The organism is Terriglobia bacterium, from assembly GCA_020072645.1.
Classification (GTDB): domain Bacteria; phylum Acidobacteriota; class Terriglobia; order Terriglobales; family Acidobacteriaceae; genus Angelobacter.
In genome coordinates this window covers 158,461-180,608 of sequence record JAIQGK010000017.1, presented here as the reverse complement: position 1 = coordinate 180,608, position 22,148 = coordinate 158,461, and the positions used below count along the sequence as shown (strand labels likewise).

At 55.1% G+C, this 22,148-nt stretch carries 14 protein-coding genes; 2 read left to right on the top strand and 12 right to left on the bottom strand.

Annotated elements, in window-relative coordinates; genetic code table 11:
• Positions 1-169: 169 nt before the first annotated feature.
• Positions 170-733, bottom strand: coding sequence for a hypothetical protein (locus tag LAO76_23205; GenBank protein MBZ5493838.1), 564 nt, complete (start codon positions 731-733; stop codon positions 170-172).
• 787 nt (positions 734-1,520) lie between these two features.
• On the opposite strand from LAO76_23205, the gene LAO76_23200 reads away from it, so the two are divergent.
• Positions 1,521-2,267, top strand: a complete 747-nt coding sequence (locus LAO76_23200) for a GntR family transcriptional regulator (GenBank protein ID MBZ5493837.1) — start codon at positions 1,521-1,523, stop codon at positions 2,265-2,267.
• On the opposite strand, the gene LAO76_23195 is transcribed toward LAO76_23200, so the two are convergent.
• The 9 genes from LAO76_23195 to LAO76_23155 all read right to left on the bottom strand — a co-directional run bounded on the left by LAO76_23195 (position 2,264) and on the right by LAO76_23155 (position 11,705).
• Positions 2,264-2,707, bottom strand: a complete 444-nt coding sequence (locus LAO76_23195) for a DUF2231 domain-containing protein (GenBank protein MBZ5493836.1) — start codon at positions 2,705-2,707, stop codon at positions 2,264-2,266. The genes LAO76_23200 and LAO76_23195 overlap by 4 nt on opposite strands.
• Before the next feature lie 9 nt (positions 2,708-2,716).
• Positions 2,717-3,052, bottom strand: coding sequence for a cupredoxin family copper-binding protein (locus tag LAO76_23190; protein ID MBZ5493835.1), 336 nt, complete (start codon positions 3,050-3,052; stop codon positions 2,717-2,719).
• Between the two features lie 62 nt (positions 3,053-3,114).
• Positions 3,115-3,858 carry a chlorite dismutase family protein gene (locus LAO76_23185; protein ID MBZ5493834.1) on the bottom strand — a complete coding sequence of 248 codons (744 nt, stop codon included), beginning with the start codon at positions 3,856-3,858 and terminating at the stop codon, positions 3,115-3,117.
• 82 nt (positions 3,859-3,940) lie between these two features.
• Positions 3,941-7,294 (bottom strand): molybdopterin-dependent oxidoreductase, encoded by a 3,354-nt coding sequence (locus LAO76_23180; protein ID MBZ5493833.1) that lies wholly within the window; start codon positions 7,292-7,294, stop codon positions 3,941-3,943.
• 39 nt (positions 7,295-7,333) lie between these two features.
• Positions 7,334-7,702, bottom strand: a complete 369-nt coding sequence (locus LAO76_23175) for an iron-sulfur cluster assembly accessory protein (protein ID MBZ5493832.1) — start codon at positions 7,700-7,702, stop codon at positions 7,334-7,336.
• 39 nt (positions 7,703-7,741) lie between these two features.
• On the bottom strand, positions 7,742-8,620 hold the full coding sequence (locus LAO76_23170; GenBank protein MBZ5493831.1) for a molecular chaperone TorD family protein: 879 nt from the start codon (positions 8,618-8,620) through the stop codon (positions 7,742-7,744).
• Between the two features lie 21 nt (positions 8,621-8,641).
• Complete coding sequence (locus LAO76_23165; protein ID MBZ5493830.1) at positions 8,642-9,841, bottom strand: 4Fe-4S dicluster domain-containing protein; 1,200 nt, start codon at positions 9,839-9,841, stop codon at positions 8,642-8,644.
• Positions 9,834-10,172, bottom strand: coding sequence for a hypothetical protein (locus tag LAO76_23160; protein ID MBZ5493829.1), 339 nt, complete (start codon positions 10,170-10,172; stop codon positions 9,834-9,836). Before LAO76_23160 ends, LAO76_23165 begins: the two co-directional genes overlap by 8 nt.
• Before the next feature lie 30 nt (positions 10,173-10,202).
• Positions 10,203-11,705 (bottom strand): c-type cytochrome, encoded by a 1,503-nt coding sequence (locus LAO76_23155; GenBank protein ID MBZ5493828.1) that lies wholly within the window; start codon positions 11,703-11,705, stop codon positions 10,203-10,205.
• Positions 11,706-12,542: 837 nt separating this feature from the next.
• Between LAO76_23155 and LAO76_23150 the strand changes: the two genes are divergently transcribed.
• Positions 12,543-13,481 carry a hypothetical protein gene (locus LAO76_23150; protein MBZ5493827.1) on the top strand — a complete coding sequence of 313 codons (939 nt, stop codon included), beginning with the start codon at positions 12,543-12,545 and terminating at the stop codon, positions 13,479-13,481.
• Positions 13,482-13,659: 178 nt separating this feature from the next.
• On the opposite strand, the gene LAO76_23145 is transcribed toward LAO76_23150, so the two are convergent.
• Together LAO76_23145 and LAO76_23140 are read right to left on the bottom strand one after the other, a co-directional pair.
• Positions 13,660-18,252 carry an OmpA family protein gene (locus LAO76_23145; GenBank protein ID MBZ5493826.1) on the bottom strand — a complete coding sequence of 1,531 codons (4,593 nt, stop codon included), beginning with the start codon at positions 18,250-18,252 and terminating at the stop codon, positions 13,660-13,662.
• Positions 18,253-18,257: 5 nt separating this feature from the next.
• On the bottom strand, positions 18,258-22,034 hold the full coding sequence (locus LAO76_23140) for a DUF11 domain-containing protein (protein MBZ5493825.1): 3,777 nt from the start codon (positions 22,032-22,034) through the stop codon (positions 18,258-18,260).
• Between the last annotated feature and the right edge of the window lie 114 nt (positions 22,035-22,148).

Genomic DNA, 22,148 nt, shown 5'->3' with positions numbered 1-22,148 from the left:
CAGGCTTGGAGTAACCCTGATTTTTTGAGCCCTTTTGCCGAGCGCTGAGCGCAAACTGGGTTTCTAACGGTGCTTGAAATCCGCCTTCGCAATGTGCGCGAACGATGGGCGATCCAAAGTGGGGGTGATTAGAGAAGAAGCGGAAGGGGTTTGCCATACCCGCTGGCCGTCATTTCGAGTTTGGAGGGACCTCAAGAACAGGTCCATGTGGCTTCAGGGGCTGAGGAACAGGCTCGAAGCTCGATTTTATATATTCATTCGCCGTCGTTTCATAGCAGGGCAGCGGGATGCGTCTGCGGTCCAGGTCCTCTCTAGGCACGTTACGAGAATAGATCAACGGCTCATGGCGATCAGGCTGGCTCCGCGCCGTTAACTGCGCAATGGTCTGGTCGCAAGCCTCGTCTCGCCAGGCTGAGACCTCATGGACCACTGAGTAATCAAAGCCGGATTCCGACAGCCGGGGCTCATATGGGAGAAAGGTGAAGACGAGCTTGATGAGACCCCACTCTTCGTGCGAGATCTCGGTTTCGGCAACGAACACTTCCTGGCTGGAGAAGAAAGAAGAGCGAGGGTGGTCAGCAAAAGCTATGGCAACCAGGCGCAAGCGTATGGGCGCTTTCTTGGGAGGATAGTCCCAGCGGAGCTGTCCTTCAGCCTGCCTCCCTGCCCCACCGATACACGTGGCGGCCAGGAAAAGCAGGGCTGCAGTCCAGTTCCTTATCTTCGCGCTCATCACAGTCTGCTCCCTAAGTTTTTATCACATAAGGCCTTTGCCACGTAAGGCTTGCCGCATAAGCACTGGGCCTCATGCGCAACCCCAAAGCGTTCGGACGAAATCCACCTTCTCTGAGATGCTTTTTTGGCAGAATAGGGAAACTTACGAGCGGTTCTTGGGTAAACCCGGGAGGTCGCGCCATTTTGATAGAAAGCGCGGGAAGTACTAAGCTATGCTTCTTAATTTCATTGGTTCGATCAGAAGGATTGCCGTGGTACATAGGCGCAACCAATAATTTGTATCTTCGGTCATTCCCACGATCTCGAGAATGCCTGAGATGTCTTGGCTATTGCTGAAGTGTTTTTCCGATGGCGCGGCCATCCTTGAATATGTCTTTTTCAAATAAGCGGTTCACCACAACGACGGTACGCGCTGTTGGGCTGGCCTGCTCGGACAACGCCCAGTCTTCCGCTATGTTTGCGCTAATGGCACTCGTAATAAATGGTCGGACAGAGATTTGAACCTCCAACTGTAATTCCGAATGAGATTTTTAGGGTCCATTGGAATCTATAGAAAATCCACGCAAGACTGTAAGTGACTGTTATTAAGCCTGTTCTAGGCCGTTTTGGGCCCGTTTGGGCGTTTACCGAAACTGTAGCGATCTGTGAAGCTGCAGGCTTTCACACTCACAAATCTGTCAAAAACAGGCCTAGCACATCTGAAATGGCTGCCAAACCCTCCTCCTCACTTTCGATCTGTGCACACCAGCCAAAAATCCATATAATCTAGCAGTCGGACAAAACCAATGCCTCAAGCCCAGAATCGGCATACGCCACTCGCTCCCGACGTTCGTGAATCCGACAGGGTGTATTCCAGCTTGCGTGAGATGGCGATCACATTCAAGCTCAAGCCCGGTGAACGGCTGACAGAATTAGATATCGCGGAAAGGTTCTCCGTATCACGGACTCCCGTTCGCGAGGCTTTAAATCGGCTGGTCAATGAAGGCTTCCTGAGCGCCGATGGAAGAGGCTTCTCGCTGCGCGACCTCAACCCCAAAGAGTGCTTTGATCTTTATGAACTCCGTCTTGCCCTGGAATGTACGGCCGTCCGATTGGCGGTACAGCGCGCTAGTGACGAGGAGCTTTCCCTTCTGTCAAAAATGGCGAGACTCGCAAACCGCGAGCCCGCGGATTGTTCTGTGGAACGCATTGTGGAACTCGATGAGCAATTCCATGAAGAAATCGCACGGCTCTCAGGCAATGCACAATTAACTGAAGCATTGAAAAGCGTAAACGCGCGCATTCGTTTTGTCCGGCTCATTGATATGGAAGGCAGGCCACGAAGCCGATCCCTTGGAGATCACGTAACGGTGGCCCGCGCTTTGCAGGCGCGAGATGCTGAAAGTGCGATTCAAGCCATTCAGAAACACGTTTCTCGCAAGCTTCAAGACATGGTACAAGTCGTTCGTCGGGGGATTGCCCGAATTTACGTAGCTGATTTTGATCGCCAGGCTTCAGCGCTACAAGGCAACCGGCGCAGAAAACTATCCTAGGGAAGATTTACACCGCTCAAAAACCCACCCAGATGCGCCGCCAGGGTAATCGTGATGACTCCCGCGAACTCCACTGCAAGCCGATAGCTTGGCACGGCACGCTCAGAACGTATTGCGCGAAAATGCAGCCACCACGCCAGCCAGATCAGCACCGTTGAAACCACTGCGAGCACCAGATGTTGCAGCAGAACTCCCTTCAGAGACTGGCCCTCCAGTTGTAGTCGCCAAGCCAGGATGCCGGTGATTACAACCGGCAAAGACATTATGGCCGCAACAATCAGGTTGTAATAGGCGGCTGCAGCCAGAGTGGCTTTGTGCGTCCATTGCGCCAAAAAGTCAAACACAGTGCCGCACAAGAATAATGCGATGGGAAAATGAATCAACACTACATGCTGAGCATGTTTCGCCATCAGCGCCGTTTTGATATCGAATGGGTGCATGCGGCTTGCCTACTCAACAGTTACTTTGCCAACCATCTTGGGATGAATTGAGCAGATGTATCGGTATGTTCCTTTTTTGGTGAACGTGTAGGAGTACTCCTGGTTCTTGTCCAGCAGCTTCGACTTGAAACTCTTGTCGTCACTCACCACGTTGTGCTGATCGTCGTCATAATTGACCCAGCGCACAGTGGTCCCCACCGGCACCGTCAACGGATCGGGAGAGTAGGTAAAATTGATCATCTTCACGGTAACGCTTGCCGCTTTGTCTTCAAAAGCTGCGGCGGTTGTCCGGACCGCGGAAGCCGTCATCGCAACTCCCAGCAATGAAGCTGCGCAGATAGGCATTAGTAACTTCTTTCTCATTTTTCTTGCTCCTCGTAGTTGGAATTAAACTGAGAACAGCTGTATCAAGTAGCATCAGGTGCTGGTTGCCGGCTTAAAATACGCGCAATTTCAGAAACGCTGCGGATGGCCCCCAGCAGCATGAGGTGTTCGCATCTGATCTGAAATTCATTTTCACGAATGCCTGCCAGCGCGGCATTTAGCTCATGAAATGCCTGGAGATCAGCTGTCTCGAAATAGGTAATAAAGTCTTGCTCGTCCAGGCCGGTGCTGTAATAGAGCTCGCGTTTCACACAACTCATGTAGGCAAGCGACTTTTGCGTGTGCACCTCAATCTCATGCAGGCGTTCGCTTTCAGGCATGTTCCACCAGCGCGCGGTTTTCTTCACCGGAATCACAATGGCATAGCGCGGCGTTGCGCTTTCATATTTGCTGTTGTTCAGCTGCTCATTGAGCCGGGCCGAGTTCTCTTGCGTAATGTAACGGCGCGGTTTGGAGATGCCGATCATGATGTCGGCGATTAGCGAGTGGCGGCCGATGATGGTCTGCGCACATTCATTGACATAACTTTGGGCTTCCGCCAGATCATTGGCATGGATCCTGAGAAAAAAATCGGCCGAGGCCTTAAGCCCCTGGCTCAGGTAGATGCTGGCCTCAACTCTTTGCGATGATTCGGTAAGCACTCCGGTCAACTCCGCCGCCGCGAGTGCGCGAATCGAGTCGTCAGCCTGTGCCCACTCAGGCAGCAGCTTAAAAGCTGCGATGATCACGAAAGAAGGTGCGCCCGTGAGTTGTTCTCTGCTTACCATGCAAGGTCATATCCTCTTTGAACGTGCAGTGCGGCCACTATCGCATCAGGCGCACAATTAGCAATCCTCCATATCCCGCAGTTCATGAGTCAGATTTATTCTTGATAAAGCTGCCTTCCAGGTACTCGCGCATGGTTGCGCTCTCATTGCCGGGAGTAAATCCTGTGAGCGTAGGCTCCCACTGCCCGTGGCCATCAATGCCGCCGTCCTCAGCCTTTGTAATCCTTACCAGGGCTTCCTTGTAAGGAGTGTTCACGCCATAGGCATCATTGCCTTGCCCTTGTCCAATGCCCTGCCCGACTGAATTTTTTCGTATCAGGTCATCGGTCATCATGGTGGGCTGGCAATAAACCCGCACGCAGCTTTGCAGTGAGCCACTCCGGAAATTGGATTCATAACCGCTGTCACTGAGAGTGCGCCCATCTTTGCGATTGCGCTGTGCGGCTACAGTTCTTGGCGTTGCCGCCCAGGGCGCATGGCGTGAAATGACCATTCCAGGACGAACACGGGGATCATAACGGCCACGCAACTTAAGGCGCGCCGCCTGGTACAGCGGATCATCCGGTTTCCATCCTTTATAAGGACGGTCCTCATCATTGGCATCCACCCACACGTAATCGCCGTCATTGATGCCCAATGCCTTGGCATCTTGTGGATTGATCCTGATCTCTGGCTCGCCAACTCCTGGTGATCTTTTGTCACTGCGGTAAGGATCGCCAAAGCTGGAGATCCACATCTTGTTCCAGTCCGCCATCATCCATGAGGAATGCGTGGAATGCCGCGTTTTGGTGCTGATAAATACAAATTTGTAGCCCCTGGCGTGAAGCGGATTCTCTATGTCCTTCGCCTTTTCCCATGGCAAGACAAGGTTGCGCTTGCCTCTGTCATCCGCGCTGGTGGCGGTAACAGGAATATTTCGTGGCTCAGGCCGGAGCCCCGCAGCCGGCCCAGAAATAATTACGTTGGGCAGATAGGGTGTGGCTTCGATCGGCTCGCGGTGAACGACAACATTTTCACCTTCGCGAATAAAGGTATCCTCTTCGCGGTAAAACTCCAGTCGTCCTGTCTTGTTGTAAAACGGCGCGCTCTCCTGGATTTGCTCATATCCCGTAATCCGTGGATAGGTGCGGAAGTTCATGAGGACGGAGCGGCCCGACTTCAGGATTTCCTCGCAGTTATAGCCTTTGAGCGTGGTTGAAGCGTCCATCAGGCGCTGGATGTAAAACTCCGCTTTCCCTTCCAAAATGTATTTAAAGTAGTTTTCGAATCGAGAATCTCCGGTCATCTCTGTCAGCTTGCGCGCCACGCCGGCGACCGTTTCCGCATCCATCTTCGTATCGAAGATCGGTTTAATTCCGCCTTTCCAGATGCTGCAAAAAGGATTGGAAGCCGAGCCCACAATATCCGGAAGGGTTGTCTCCAGCCAGCTTGGGACCGGCAGCGCGATATCAGAGTATTCGCAGCTCAGGTTATATTCCCAATCATTATTGATGAACAACTCCACTTTGGGCAGCTCATGCGTGAGCAGGTTATAAAGCCATGGGCAGTTGTTGATCATGTTGGTGTTTGCCGTCCACATCATTTTCGTGGGCGTAGGCATGTGGGTCTTTCCCGTCGCCCACGTTGGCCCGCCATTCACCCAGAACACCGGATGCTCTTCGGTGTACGTCTTGCGGAGTTTCGGCGTGGCCTCATTGGGGTTGAAGGGATCTTCCGCCACATACGCGGGCAGACCATCCATGGAATTGACTTTGTAATTGCCGGCCCACGTTCCTGGTCCTGCTCCAAAGGTGCCCAAATTGCCGGTCAAGGTGCACAGCATAATGACGGCTCGGCCTTTAAGGTCCGCGTGGTAGTAGTGGTTTACCCCCTCGCCGGAATGCATCGCGCACGGCTTGATGGTGCCGATGTCATGCGCCAGTTGCTCGATCAAATTCGGCGGCGTGCTCGTGATCTGCGAAACTCGCTCCACGGTGTAATAGGAGAGCACTTCCCGCTGAATGCTGAACCCAGTACGGCAGCGAACCGGCTTCCCATCCACGGTTTGCACGGTGAATTCTCCATCCAGAACCGGGTCAATTCCTTTGGCCAGCATTTTGTCGCCTACGTCTTCGCGCGTGATCACCGCCGGCTGGTTGGTCTTTGCATTCCAAACCACGTAGTCGCCCCATTGCGCCCGCATCTTGGGATCGATCTTCTGGACTTCCGCGCTGTAGCCGGTATTTTCCGCGTTCTTGTAGTTGGGAATAATGTCCGCGGCGCGCAGCTTTTTGAGCGTATCCAGGCGCACGAGCAAAGGCATGTCAGAGTGCTTCTTGATAAAAGTTTCGTCGTGATAGTTTTTCTGGATAATGAGATTGGCGACGCCCAGCAGGAGCGCCGTATCGGAGCCAGGCCGGACGGGAATCCACGAATCAGCTTTTTGCGACGTAGGGTTGTAGTCGGGCCCGATCACGACAATCTTGGCCTTGCGCTCCATACCCTCTACCATCCAATGCACATCAGCCATCTTGTGTTCGACAAAATTCTTGCCAATCACCACCACCAGCTTGCTGTGGCGCATATCAGCCATGTCAACATCAAAGGAGTTGACTCCTGTAACCTGGGGGAAGCCGGGGTCCATGTCGCCAAGATATTCATAAGTTGTCCAATGGCGGGCGCCCTTTGCCTGCGCCGGTTCTACCTTGCGTACATGCGTATCCACCAGGGCAAGCATATTGGCAAAGCGAACCAGCGCTCCTTGCTTTGACACCGGCCCGCATGCAGCAATGGCTGAGCGCATCTTGATGGCCTGCGTGCCAACGCCGCCAAGTTGGTCGATCATCGGCTTGGGATAGCCTTGTCTCTCAAGCAACGCCGCGCCTTCCGCCCCGCCATATGTCTGCGTGATATTGAGAATTGCCTTTGCGATCAGGGTAAAGGCCTGGTCCCAGCTAACGCGGACGCGATCGTCCTCACCGCGCTTTTTAAAATATCTCTCGACGTAATCTCCCTCGCGCGGAAACCCAGCATCCGCCCACTCCAGCCAGCATTTGCGCACAGTGGGAAACTTATGGCGATGCGGTCCGTAAACTCGCTGGACCAGCGTGTAACCTTTCAGGCATCCACGCGGCGCCCACCCGGCAGAAACCTTGTTGCCATAAAGATCGCCGACTCCGCCCATGTCATAAGCCTGTTCAATTCTGAGAGCCACACCATCGCGGACGAAGGCCGTCAAGCGGCAATTGTGCGTGTCGTTCGGCACGCACAGGAAATTGAAGGTGGAATCATAGCTGTATTGGTCGCGATAAACTTTTTCCCATCCGCGGCTGGGGAAAAAATCCAGAAGATTTCCAATCGAGTCCAGCGGCGAGAGCAATGTGGTTTTGCCGTTTAAGAGCGCGGCGCCAAAAACTGTTCCCATGTATTTGAGAGCTTCGCGTCGAGTTGTGGTCAAGAGAGTCCTTTCTGGCAAACTGGCCGCCGCACTACTGTCTTAAGCGCTGCAGGAAGATCCACATCCACAAGTGGTCTTCTGATTAGGATTTTCAAAGATGAAACCGGCGCCGTCTGGAGTGTCTTCATAATCCACAACGCAGCCCTGCAGATACATGGCTGACGTGGCATCAATAAAAACCGCCAGCCCGTCAAAGCCGTATATCTTGTCCATCTCACCGGCAACGTTCTCAAAGTGCATGGAGTAGGTAAATCCAGAACAGCCGCCGCCGGCTACGCCAATCCGCAACCCGGCAGGCACAGGTGTTTTCTCAGAGATAAACTGTTTCGCCTTTTCAATAGCGACTGGGGTAAGAATGACCGGAGCTTTACCTGCAATCTCAACATTCACGGTGGCGGGGGAAGCCATAACTCACGTCTCCTTTTAGGTTCGTTCTTGCGGGAATCTCTAGTCGCTTCTGCTCATCATTTCTTGAACAAGCCCGGTAAGCTGCACCAGTTCCTTCGGCTGCTCAGCGTTAGTCCCTGAACAGTGATTGCAGCCGCACTTTTCTGAAGCATTGGTTTCCTGCGGCATAACCGGCGAGATTTCAATCTTGAAATACCTGGTTTCGGCGGCAAGGAATCGATCCAGAAGCTCACAAATAGAGCGGTAAAAAGATGCTATGGTCGCCTGCGCAAGATTGCCGGCGAACATGCGGCCCCAGCGGGCCAGATGTTTGCTCAAGAAATAGACTTGCGCGCGACGGCACAATCCGGCGTTCGCAACCTGGTTCCTGTCACTGGCATAGGCTTCTTTGGCGGCAAGAAAATTCATGAAGTCCAGCTCAACGGCAATGTGATCAGGGCGCTCTCCAACTGTGTCCGCCAATCTGACGCCAAAAGTGGAATACATGCTGGCGATTGCCGCAATTACATGCACAGAGTTTTCTGCGTTTCGCCCCAAGTAGTCGGCCTCGTATTGCATGCAGTGCAGGTTTGATGAAAACAGACGCGTGTATTCGGCCAAAATTGCGCCGGCGAAAGATTCATCGCCGGAGATTGCCGTAAAGCTCTCCAGCAAGCCGGCTTCGATCATGCGACGATGAGCAGGCGGTGCATCCTCGAGTGCAACGCCAAGCAAGGCACTGAGGGCTCCTTCCCTGACTGCCAAACAAAGCGCCTCACTTGGCGAGGACAAAGCCTGGGCCAGGATGGAATAAACCATGGCTCGGCTTCGCGCCGTGCGGCCTCGTTTGCTCTCGCCTGCCATGGTATTGGTGGACGGAAGCATGCCTGCCGAGTTCTGCATAGCACCCGCCGAGGCCATTGATTTCATCTCTTGCATACCGGAACTCCAGTTTCCTTGCTAAGTAATGTTCAAATGCTTTTTAGGACGGATATAGATCGGTTCTTCAATTGGGACGCGCACCAGTTCACGGCCATCGTCGTCATAGCCAATGGCTTCTTTTTCCGCCACCTTATATTTGGAGATAACCACCTGGATTGAGTTGAAAAGCTGCAATACACCAAGCAGCTCATGCGATGGATTCGTGTAGCGTTCAATGGCATGCTCAACGCCCGGCCCAAACATCTGTTCCAGATATTTGCGTGGCGCCCAGCGCGGCGGAATGTAATACACGTTCGGCTCGGTGCCGAATTGCGGATAAAGCGGTAAAGCGACTTTTTCCTTATGCACAAGAAAATGCAGCGGACCTTCAGGATCGTCGACCCAGCCCTGCAATCGAATTTTGCCGACGCAGGCTGCGTTACACCGCGTGATCATCGGCTTGCCCTGGGTGATAGGGTCTTTGCCCTCAAGGCGCGGATAACAGGCAATGCATTTTTCCGATGTTCCCGTCGCCTGGTTATACATGGCCTTTTTGTAGGGGCACGCCTCCACACATTTCCTCTCCCCGCGGCAGCGCTCCTGGTCGATTAAAACAACTCCATCTTCCGGGCGCTTATAAATCGCGTTATTAGGACAAGCTGCCAGGCAAGCTGCGTACGTGCAGTGATTGCATATCCTTGCCAGATAGAAGAAGAAAGTTTTGTGCTCAGGAAGCTGGGACCCACGGGTCGTGATCCCATCTTTGATTTCAGGATGCTCATTGGGCGAATCCTCATAGATATTCGGATAGCGCCACTCATGGTCAGCAGGCAGATAGCCCACAACTTTTTGCTCGCTCCCAGAGACACGATTCAAGGCCGCTTCAAACAGCGTCTGCCCTTCATACACTCCATAGGGAGCGCTTTCAGGGCCTGAAGTATTCACGTCTGCTTCTTTTGCGCCACTCTGCTGCCAGCCTGGTTGCGGTCCCAGCAGTTCAAGCGTCTTTATGTCCCAACCATGCGGATAGCCGCCGAAAGGCTTTGTCTCCACGTTGTTCCACCACATTGCTTCCTGTCCCGGCGAATGGGTCCAGGTGCTTTTGGATGCCATTGTGCAAGTCTGGCACCCAATGCAGCGATTGATATTGAACACGGCGGAAAATTGCCTTTTAGGACGCTGCTGTGGCCGTGGAAACTCCATCGGCCGGCCCAATTGCCAGTTATAGACTTTAGGCATCGCACTTACCTTCCTGTTTGGAACTTGCCGTCCCGGCGTTTTCTTGCGGATGAGAAAAAGTATCCGTGGAACAAGTTGCGGCGGGACTAACGCCGGTAACCAGGTCGATCAATCGAGAAATAAAAGCCGGCCCCTTGGCGCGATATACGGTGTGCGGGCCGCGATAATGCGGATTGGCGAAAATAGCCATAATCTCTTCACGCGTCCATCGCATCCGCGCGAACTCCTCGACAAAAGTCAGCCCCATCTCTTCGATCTCTTCTTCATCGCACTCCATGAGCGTGCCGACCAGTTGCATCGGGTCTTCCGACTCAAACTCCTTGTCGGCCATTTCATTTCTCCTTTGATTGGTAGCGTAGTTTCACTTTCGCCCCAGCATCAGGGTGTACCAGGTGGAAATTGCTTTCTGCCCTTCGCGATCGCCCTGGCTTCCGTCCCACACGGCGAAGCCAAGCCTGGTTTCACCTTCGCTTCGAATACCGCTATTCGTCGCAATCGCGCGTGAGAGCACCACATGCCATTGCCCGTCTCGCCATACACCTTTTCCCGCGACCAGTTGTGATCCCAGGGGCTTTGGCGTTACCGTACCAAAGCCCCGGGCTGTCGCCTCTTCAACGGGGGTTAGGCGATGTGTAAGTGCTATGGGATTTCCTGCTTCAACCGCTGCCGCGCCCGGCACGGGATAGGGATCATTCACCATCCATGGATGCGCGTCTTCTGGCCCGGATCTCCGTCCGCGATCGATATGTTCTTGCCAGTCAGCTTTCCACTGCCAGATGGTGACTTCAGTATTAGTGTCTCCCATGGCCAGCGTGGCATTTCCTTGACCGGAAAAGAATTGCAGGGCCACAGCATCGCTGAAATCCTGCGGCAAAACAGTGCTCGAGTTTTTCGTGCTGTCATTCCAGTCCAGAAGAAATGCAATCGTATGACCGTCGTTAAGCGATCGCACCCTCAGGTCAGGCGCGGCGATGCCGCGGTTCCAGAGAGAGTTCAGCGGTATGCGAAGCGTAGGAGCGCTGTTCCAGGATGCGGCAAAAGGATCATCCAGCGGCAGCTTGCGTCGTGTCCTGGCTGAAAGGAGCAAGCCGCTGGCGGGCATGGGAGTAGAATCACAACTAGCCGCTTTGCAAAGCGATTTGACGTAGTACGCCAGTTGCCATCGCTCTATCTCGCTCAAGCCCGGACGTACTCGCATGGGCGTTCCATCCATCCCAGTAGCGATTCGCAGATAGATATCTTCAACTGAAGCTCCGCCCTTGAATGGGCCGGTAGTAAAGTTGCGTACCTTGATGGGAAAGCCAGCATCGTCTTCCAGATCACGGGCCCCTTCTCCATCCCCCTGGCCTGCTGTGCCATGGCAGGCCGCGCAATGTGCCTTTTCATAAACCGCTTTTCCTGCAGCAACGATTTCAGCAGACTCCGCGGGCTTAGCGCTCAAACTTAGAGACTGATTCTCCTTCGCCCGCATGGAAGAAAACTTAGGCGACATGCTCTCTACATAGGCGACCAGAGCTTTGCGCTCGGCCTCATTCAAAAAAGAGAAGCTCGGCATGCCGGACCCGGGGATGCCCCGCGTAATCGTGCGCAAAAGATCATCATCAGTGGGAGGAGAGCCTGCCGGCGTGGAGCGCAATGTGAAAAGGCCGGACGCAAGATCGCGTGGTCTTGGAAATAAAAGATGCGCCGCTTCCCCGTCGCCTTTTCCTTCAGTCCCGTGACAGTAAGCGCATTGCACTTTATAGAGCTCACGTCCGCTCGTCACGGAATTGCCTTCAGTATGGCGTACCGGCGATTGTGCTGAAATAGAGCACACTAAGATGAATGCGACAGCAAGAGCTGCGGCGATAACACGCACATCCATTAATGTTCGCGTATTCCCTTGCACTCCCTTATACCGTCCTATCGATCAGAATGTCCCTTGAATTGAACCGATCGCGCGACCGTCATCAAACATTGGAGAAGCCTCATTGCTGATGTATCCCACAAAAATATGTATACATATTGTGCATACAATAAAAAGAGGAATCATGCTCTCCCATCAGAACCAGGAAGTCAAGAGCAAATCAGGGACAATAGTTAGAAAAAGTGTTGCAGCACAACGCAGCGATAATGTACTCACAATTGTGTGCAATGAATGAATTCAACTTAAGAGAATTACTTACACATTCTTTGGGCATCTACGCGCATTGAATCCCAAACAACAAATGCGTCTTTCCCGAAACGGGAAAAGGCAAGAAACAAAACAGCGATCAGAGGCGACTTGGCCGTCTGAAATCCGTAAGCTGCTTCGTAGGCAATCAAGTTCTGCTTCTCGCTTTGCTGGTTGTAGAGACACATGTCAGCAGAGTAGGGCCGGGCTGGGCTTTAAATAAAAGTCTGAATCTTTCGATTGATCGCCAAATGGAATTCTGCAAGAAAAACCTGCGCGGTCAACACCGTTGCATTTTATCTACAACAGGAATTTTTAGGACTTTGGAATGCGCGCATCTTGCTGACAATAAATGGTCGGGGAGAGAGGATTTAAAATCTCCGACCCCCTGGTCCCAAACCAGATTTTGAGTCTTTTTGAATTTTAGGGAGAAAGAGAGAGGGGAAAGTTTTTTGTTTCCAAAGGCTTGCAGAAGCCCTTTACCGGCGCAGATTTAAAGAAATTGAAAATACGCCGGTTGCCACCTACACTAATCGCCCAAGGATTTGCATGCTAGTGATCATCTTTCATCTGCTGATTGGACTATTAGGATTGGTTCTTCTATATATGGCTTTCTTCCTTACCGAAACTGCAGAAGGCGGCCTGCAGAACCGGTTGGAAGAGTTGTGGATTCGTGTGGACGATCTGTCAAGAACGGCTCTCAGCCGCCAAGCAGCGTTCTTGCAGCAAATCGCAAAACTTTTGAGCCATACTTTCGATTGGATATTTGGCAAAAAACTGCTTTCGGCCAAAGCAGCTGTGACTTCTATTTCTCTTTCTTCTGCTGCTGTCTTTCTCTTCTGGTCCTTTATCCATTTTCACAAGGGACCGGGAACGGCCCTAATGGGATTGGCAATCGCTATACTGCTGCTGATACTCGGATTGGCACCGGGAAGAATTCGATATCTAGGGTTCGCATGGACCGCTCTGCTAATATCGGCTCCCCTAACGACGAAAAGCGGACAGATTATAGATAAACTCTTGCCGGTTTTAGCAATTCTATTCGGCGGAGTAGGCTCTGATATTGTATTTATCGCGGCAAGCCGCTGGTATCTGCGGAAAAGTGAGGGCGTTTCAAGTGCATGGCTGATCATTTTACTATTGGGTTTCAATATAACTGCGGCCTTGCTATTGCTTGGCCCAGCTCTAGTCCTCTATTGGGGAGCAGGTAGTGGCCCTGTAAGCAGCTTTGAGCTCAGCATCTTTATCGTGAGCATTTCAAACCTGATCACTGTTATGATTCCTCTGCTTTTCATCCTGCTTGCAGTTGCGGCCGGGGGCCACATTGTTTTCTGGCCTGCGATTCAAGGGCCAATCTATTCTGCACAGAGATATGGGTTGGTTCATAAGCCCAAGCTGCTAGGCACGATAGGAACCATATGTGTCTTGTTTGCGTGGCCAAACAACCCTCTAGTCCAACTAATCGCTAAGCTGTTCCATGTGGAATAGAAAGCTGATGTGATTTGTTGAAAGCGGAGGCTTTCTCAGCACAGAATCGTCTACCGCAGTCGCGATACTCGCCGAGATCCCGGTGAACAAACATTGGCAGTTGACGCGGTACGCGTACCCGCCCAATACCGCCCGGTAAAGTTGGGATCGGTAAGTGCATTGTAAAGATTTTCGAGCATTACTTGGTCCCGATCAGATTAACGAATATGCCTCTGTGGTTGTACCTCAGGTCGGTCAGCTCGTCGGAGAAGTCGGTGAAGTTGTAGCCGACGCCGGCCTTGAGGTTCTTGGTGATGTGATGGTAGATCGCGGTCAAGACGCCGCGGCGGCGTTGATTGATATCCGGGAGTGCAAGCTGTCGGACCTCGGCCAGCCCGTCCCATTGTTTGAGGAACCGGTAGTCCATCCGCAGGACGGAGAGATTTGCCGTATTGTCGAAGAAAGTCGGGCTCACGCGGTCCAGGCTCGCCTCACCTAGTCGGTACGCGTACTTGCCGCCCACGGACCAGTTGGCAGTGAGGTCATAGGTAAGATCGAGCGCTGCGATGTGACTCTTTTGAAGGAACTCGGTCGCGATGTTCTGCAATCCAAACTGATCTGTGGTTGGGACGTTATAGAAGTATGTGTACTTCACCAGGGCATTCAGCCGGTCGTTCCTTACCGGACGGTATGCGTAGCCGACGACGCCCTCGGTGTAGCCACCGGCATAAAAATCGCCGAGCGAGCTGTTACTGATTGAGTGATCCAGTTTGCCGAGCAGACGCCAGCTCGGCGTTAGCTGGTATTTGAAGTTGTTACGCAGAAGCAACACGGTCTGTACGACATGAGACAGGTCGGGCTGTTGCGCGTCGTCCCGGCGAAACTCGACCGCGCTTGAGAACTGTATCTTAGCCAGGCCATAACCCATGTGGATTCCGGCCGCCTTGCGTTTGGTTTCCGCGCCGGTCTGGGAGTCGAACAAGTTGCCGAACTCCCCGCTGCCGCCGAAATTCCAGCGCTCTTTGGTCACGAGGTTGATTCCGGTGGCATGCGTAAGTCCGCTCTGCGATGCGGCGGTCTGGTAACGCTCCTCGACGTAGATGCTGGAGCTATCGCCCAGTCTTGTCTTGACGCCCGAAACCAGGCTGCCCCAACTACCGCTGTGGACCAGTTGATCGTTGTCCGTCCGTTCGTTTTCCAGCGAGTAGTTCAGGTAAAGACTTGTCCGCTCAGAATAGAGAAAGCTGGTGCCGATCTTTCCACCGGGACCAAGATCTCCGTCAGACGCCTCGCCATCGATCCGGAAACGTTTCGTCAGTCGATAGGAACCGCCCACGCCTGCGCGACTGTTGTCTGGACGGCCACCGCTTGCCGCGACCGTGTCCTGGCCGAAGACGTAAGCGCTCCAGGTGTCACTCGGGCTGTATTTTATCTGCGCGACCGTGTCCGTGCGCTCGCCCTGCTCCTGGGTGAGTGGCACAATCGGCGAATTGTCCTTACGCATATCGTCGCGCACGCCAGCGCTGAAGCTCCATCTGTTGGTTACCCTATAGCTCAGATCCAATTCCATCGCCCGCGTGTCGAGCCCCTGGTCCTGGGTCCTCTGATCGGCCTTGGCGATCAGGGTCATGCGGCTGGACACCGGCAGTTTGAACATGCCACCGTATTGCTGCGTGTCTTTGATCGTTGTCTGTCCCGGCGCAGAGTAACCTGCATCGAGTCTCTGCGTGTAGAACTGGAAACGACCTTCGTGACCCTTCATGAAGTCATTGAGCCCGACGCTCACGTCGGCGCGGTAGGCTCCAGCCTTTGAGTTAATAAAGGATGTATCGTCAGGGCCCTGGAATCCGAATCCGCCATCATTGGATACGAGCGATGGGGAGAGAAGTCCCGTGGTGCGGCCACCCTGCAGCTTGAGCCAGGAGTTGGCGCTTTTCCGCAAAGTCAGGTCTGCCGCGCCAAGATTGCTGGCGCCGTCTCCCTCGTTGGAGTCGGCCGTGAAACCGAGCTTCATATAATTGTTTAACCAGTAGCTGCCCTGACCGCCGACTGCGACCTGGTCCAGCTTGTCCAGACCGGGCGTGTACTCATAGCGCACCACGAGAAAAGACTGGTCTCCGCTCAAGCCGCTGGTGCGCACCAGCAGGTTGTCGTTAGCGGTCGCCGCGAGCGGCTCAGAAAGCAGCAGCCGGCCTTGGATGTAATCAATGTCATAGTCCACGTTGGGCCGCAGGTTCACTACCCCTGTGACGATGTTCGATGCCTTGTCGCGTACTTCAATACGCACGCTCTCGGAACCCGTCAAGATATCCTGGTGGTGCAGGAAGTAGAGCGATCCACCTGTTCCCAGGAATTGCTCATAGCTCGCCAACGTTCCCGGCTGGGCGGCGAAACCGTCAGCCATAATCCGTCGCTCGCCGAAGCTGGTTACTCCGGATCCGAAGTGCGCGTCGGCTCCGTACAGGCCGCGATCCACGTGAGCTAGGTCGTTGTTCACATAAGCAACTTTGAAATTGCCCCACATCCCATAATCCAGGCCGTGGCTCGCTTTGACGAAGAACTTGCCCAGAGTCGGCGCAGTTTCTTCCACCGTGCTGTCGTCGCCGAACGATGGGTAGTAATAGTTGGGATCGATGCGTCGGAATAACGAATCGGGTTGCTTGTCCAGGAAGTTGCTGAAGAGGTCTTTCACCGGGCCTTCACGCGTATCCGCGCTGGCCGTCAAATGCCAGCCCTGAGAAACCTTGCCGTTCAAGTAAAACGCCAGCCGGCCATCCAGCGACGAATCGACGGGCTGAGCAGGATTATCACCCTGCTGTAGTTTTTCCGCCGCCGAAACACTGTTCTTCGATATCGTCATATCGGCAATACCGACGAAGAACATGTCTCTTTGCTTGAACTCCAGATCGCGGAGATATACCGAGCCGTTGCCTGCGTCGTCAAGGACCTCGACTTGGACAGTTTGTGTGCCGTTGGGAAGAACTTCTTCCGCAATGAAGTTGCCCTTCGGGTCAACCGGAACCTCGCGGCCGGCTACCCAAACCTTGTGGCCCGCCGGTATGCCGCTGCCCTGCACCTTCACCGTGCCGCTGCCGAGCGGAATCTGCTGGCGTGCCAGATCGTTCTCGCCGTAGGCGGCCAACAGCGCTTGTGTTGACGGCTTGTCGGACATCGCGAATTTTTGAGCCGATGACTCGTGGTACAGCCAAAGCGGCCGTGAATCGGTTTCATCGAAATTGCCCTTCGCGTCATATGCGCGAAGCAGGTACTTGAGTTGGCGTGCCGGGCCCTTGAGAAGGGCCTCCACCGGATGCCATTCCGCAAGACCCGCGTCATCGACCGGGATGATTGCGAGCGGCTCGGCTTGCAATGACTGCTGCTCGAATATTCGGATTTCAGCGCGCTTAAGGAAGGCCGCATAGTTGCTGTACATCCGGAAATGCACGACCGGTGAATCAAGCTCGCTAAGTGGTTCCTTTACGACCACGGAAACTGGATCCGCCGCTACGCCGAGCCGCCGCTGCGACCGGAGATTGTCCATGTGAAATTGGATATTGGCGTTGTCGAGCGCAACGTCAGTGCAGCGCTGGACGTCAGAAGAGCTGCGGTCCAGATCATCGATCGGCTTGCCGTCGACCGTAATGTGCATCACGTTCAGCTCATACGGGCTCTTCGGGCTAAGCTCTTTGGTTTGGCGGGTGATGTCCACGCCCTCGTAATTGTCTGAAGGTAATTTCTCGTCGTACACGGCCTGCACCCGTACGAACGACTCTTCGCCTTGAATGAATCCGAGGTTCACGACGTCATCGGACTGGACGTAGCCGCGCCCCTCATGTTCGGACTTGGCGCCTGCCAATTGCGGATCTTTCATGAGCGTGTCCATGGCGTGGCGGGCTCGCGCCGCGGAAAGGCCGATGTCGTCGTCATATACGGACGCGGTGCGGCGGTCGAGTACCTCGTTCTTGGTGTAACCAATAAAGCGCAGCCGGGCATTGGTGCGGTCCGCGATGTCTGCAAGTGCGCGATGCAAATTCGCCGCGTAGTCTGGCGGAATGACCAACTGACCGTTTTCGAGTTTGATATCCGGAATGCTGCCCCAGGCGGGATCGTAAACTCTGGTTACGGTTTCCTCGGTATCGTCCGGGCACAGCTGCGGCCCATCTGGTAATTCCTGAAGAGGATCGTCGTACCAGAATTCCACTTCGATGCGACGATTCATTGTCCGTCCCTGCACGGTTGCGTTGGAAGCAAGCGGGTGGGTGGCTCCGCGGCCGTCGCTTTCGATGGCCGAAGCAGGCAATCCCAGGATTTTTTGCATTGCCAAGGCGGCCCGTTGCGCCCTTGCCTTTGACAATGACAATTGGTTCCCATAAACGCTCTCATCTCGGCCGGTCAGCGGCGCGTCGTCTGTGTAACCGATGAACCGGATCGTCACGCCCTGCTTGTCATGCAAGTTGTTAAGCGCCTGCTGGACTTGTTTGGTAAAAGCGTCGGAAATGGAAACGTTCTCGCCCTCATAGCGAAGTGGCACGACGAGGTTCTTCACGCGCATCCGCGGCGTCTGGCCTTCCTTGAACCGCATCTTGCAGACGTCTTCCACGCGGCAGACCTTGATGCGCTTAATGTTGTCGGCCTGATTCGAGTCATGCGCCCATTCCTTAAATGTCTGGTCGCTGGAGAGCTGCCGTTCCACGGGCTGGCCCGGCTTGGCCGTATTGACCTGGCCGATGCCCACAGGGGCCGCCGCGATTAAGAATCCGACAATCAGCAGTAGATGGCGTTGTATGTTCATACCGTTCACCTACTCCCCGGCACACGCAAATCGGAGCGTTTGGGCGGGGCGCCGCGCCGCCAGAAGACTTCAGGCTCAATGGTCAGCACATAGCGGTCTTTCTCCCCATCCCACGCTTCGGTCAACTGCCGCTTCAACGCTTGCATGCGCCGTTCGACGAGTCCCGCATCCTCTGTATCCGCGACATAGGACAGGCGCAGCACCGACCGCGCTTTGCGCAATTCGGCGAGAAGCACGTCAACGCGCGGCTTCCACTGGGTGCGGATTTCCGTAGAACCCGGCTCGAAGGCCGCATCCGATAGATCGATAGCCACAACGCGATAGATGGATGCGCCGAAATCAAATTTCAGGGCCTTGCCGGCCGTGGCGTGCTTGATCTGCATCAGGTCAGTGGACATCCGGAAGCCGCTGGGCAAGGTTCTGTCGTCGAGCTTCAGCACGAAATTGCTGCCGTGGATCTCGTTCGGCACGATTGCGCAAGTGATGTGGAATCGCCCGTACTGATCCGTGGTCGCTGCCAAACCTTGTGCCGTCACCACCCGTACTCCCGGCAGGCCTCTCTCGCCGGGGTCTTGGAAGCCGTTTCGATTCACGTCATCGAAGACCTTGCCAAAAACGTCAGTGCAGTCGAACGTCTGATCGGGGACGACGCGAACCGTTGCCGTCGCCTCACCGGACAGCGGCTGGCCCGTGGTGCCTTGCATGACCTGCGCGCGGTTGACGAACTCGCCTTCGCCAACACCTGCGCCGACTGCGAGCAACAGCATGATCGTGCGATGATCGGAGCTGCCGAAGTTGACGCCATTCCATACGAGCTGGCCGGCGGCCACCGTGGGCTCTGTTGGCACACCATCCAAGCGCGCAGAGCCTGGGACGTAGCGGAAGCCCGCTGGATAGCGATCCACAATCTGCACACCTTGCAAGGACGCGCCTAGCAGATTGCCGACCGTGATGGTGTACGGGACCAGCTGCCCGCGTGTAACGTTGAGCAACGGCGTCGTCTTCGTGATCGAGAATGCTCCCGCGAGCTGCGGGTCGACCGGAATATGATTGTTGTAGATCTCGTTCGAGCCGGGCACAGCCGTGTTATCCAGAGTGAGATTCAGGTAGTACGCAGTCCCTGCGCTGCGCGGGGGCACGGATGATGGCGGCGCGAACTCCGACTGCTGTGCTTCGCAGAACGGAACGGCAGCAAGCGCATCCTGCACACTACCCGGACAGCCCGGTACAGAGAACGCAGCGGTCGCTGCGCCGGAAGTCGCGGGGATGGTCTGCGACTCACCGGCCACGAAGTTCGCCGCTGGTGCGCTCACCTTGATGAGGTAGCTGCCACCGCTGGAGCAGGCCGGGGCCGTGAAGTTGAGGTCGAAACGGTAATAGCCGCTGGCTTGCGTGATCTGGCCCTGTTGCGCCGGGTCATCGAAACAAGTTGTTGGCAATGGCGAGCCCGCCCTCAGCATGTTTACTGTCACACCCGCAAGCGGAGTGCGCGTCAACGAGTTGTAGACCACACCATTCGGCCCGATTGGCAGATTCAGATTCAGGAGGTTGCTGCCGGCGGGCACGAGGATATCGGTGATCCGCTGCAGACTGTTGGTAAAAACTGAGTCGGCTTTGCCGAGCTTGGCGGTGTTCGGGCCCGCGCCGGGCGAGGTGAACCGCACCTCGTAATGGTCTGGAGTGCCGTCGGTCGGCGGCACGCCGCCAAAGCGATAATTGCCGTTGACGTCCGTGAGAACGGACTGCACCTGGACTCCATTACGAAACAGCGCGACCGTCCAGCCCTGCAGACGCGGCTCGTCCACCTCGGCTAGCTTGTTGAAGTTGGCGTCAAGCCAAGCTGTGCCGTTCAAAGTACCGACACCGGGAACTCCTCCGATAGCGACCGAGACGCTGGCGCTCGCCGTCTGTGGAGGGGTGTTCCACGTTACGACCGCGGTGTTCGTCAGCGTCGTGCCGGCGGGAATTCCCGCAGCAATCTGCACCCGGAAGCGCACGTCGATGGATTGTCCGGGCTGCAACGGCCCGTTCACAGTAGAGTAGTTCGCGGTTAACACCGAGCCCACAATGCTGACACCCGCCGTAGAGCCGTTCATCGTTGCTGCTGGGTTCACGAAAGTGAGGCGACCTGCACCCGCGCTGCTGATATCGTCGCTGATTACGACCGGGGTGGCCGGGTTCGTCGAGGCATTCGTCACGTGTACCAGGTAGTCAAGTTGTCCGCCGGGCTGCGCAGCGCCGCCGCCTACCACGTTGACTTGTTTGGTAATTGCCAGCGCTGCGGCCACTACCGTGACGGTGTGCGCATCCTGGAAATCGAGGACGCCTGGCGTGCCATCGGTGAGTGTGCGCGTGAAGCTTTGGCGGGTGGGGATGCCGGGGTCGGCGTCGAACCACTGGATGGCCCCAGCAACGTTGGTGAGTGTAGCGCCAATTTGACTGTTCGCGTCGAGCCGGGTCTGGTAATTGATGATCAAACGCTGATTCTGGCCGATCGTGGCGGCCGACGTGAGCATGGTTAGCGTGAGTTCGCAGGTGGGCGCGCCGATAAAGTTGATCGAAAAGTCAGTGCCCGGAACCAGAGGCCCCTTGCCCGGAACCGGCGTGATCCCGTTCGCCTGGAAAACCTGCGCGCTAAGTATCTGTGGTGTTGAGGAACACATGCCACCGGTGGGGCTGCTTTTGGGGAGCCGATCAAGGATTGTGGCGTTCCAGGCGTCGCTCACGCCGGTATTCTGGATGTCAAGACCAAACTGCCCTAACTGCGCGATGCTCATCGCCGCCGGTCCCGTTTTTGTCACTACAAGGGTAGGCGTGGAGGGTTCTCCAATAGCAATCGAGACGCTCGCGCTCGACGTCTCTGTAGGGGTGTTCCAGGTTACGAGCGCAGTGTTCGTGAGGATCGTGCCGGCGGGAATTCCCGCAGCAATCTGCACCCGGAAGCGTATGTCGATCGATTGTCCGGGCTGCAACGGCCCGTTCACAGCAGAGTAGTTCGCGGTCAGCAGCGAGCCCACGACCGTCACACCGGCCGCGGAGCCGTTCATGGTTGGCGCTGGTGGATTAACGAACGTGAGATTACCTGCACCCGCGCTGCTGATATCGTCGGTGATTACGACCGTGGAGGCCTGGAAGTTCGGGGGATTGTTCGTGGGGTTGGTCACGTGCACCAGATAGTCAAGCTGCCCGCCCGGCAGCGCAGGGCCGCCACCCACCACGCTGACTTGCTTGGTAATTTCCAGCCCTGGGATAACTACTGCGACGATCTTAGTAAGCTGCCCTCCCTCAAGGCTGAAAAACGCGTTACTGTTTGGTGCAATGCCACCGTTGCCGAAATTGACGATCCCACTGTTCGCGTTGAATATTGTGTAGTTAATTCCCGCGGGACCATAAAGGTGCGGGTCCGTTGCGATTGCGCAATTGGGGTTCGGCCCAAGAGCGCTGAAAGTCCATCCCGGAAGGCCACAAACTCCATCGTCCTCGAGACCAAAAATAGGGACTGTTGCGCTGGTGAGCTCCAAGGCGGTGATGACTTTACTGGTGTTATTCACGACACCAATCAGGTTGTCGTCAAGGCCTTGATCGTAAGACGGGGAAGGATTGGGGAAAGTTGTTGTGATAGATCCGTCAGCGTTGAGCGTGATCAAGATGGTGCAGCCCTCATTGGCGCGTCCGTCTTGATTCGCGAGATAGGTGGGACTGACACCCAGTCCACCACCGGCATCGCCGCCGTTGATAATGGCGCACGTCTGCGTCTGGGCAAACGCAGAGTTCGATCCCATCAGCAGAATGATGATGCCGAAAACAAGTAAGTAGAAGTGGAGCCTGAGGCGCAGCTTGTCGGGCAGGATTGTGATCCAGTTGCCGTGCCGCCTCGCGTTGCTCGTGTTCGGGGA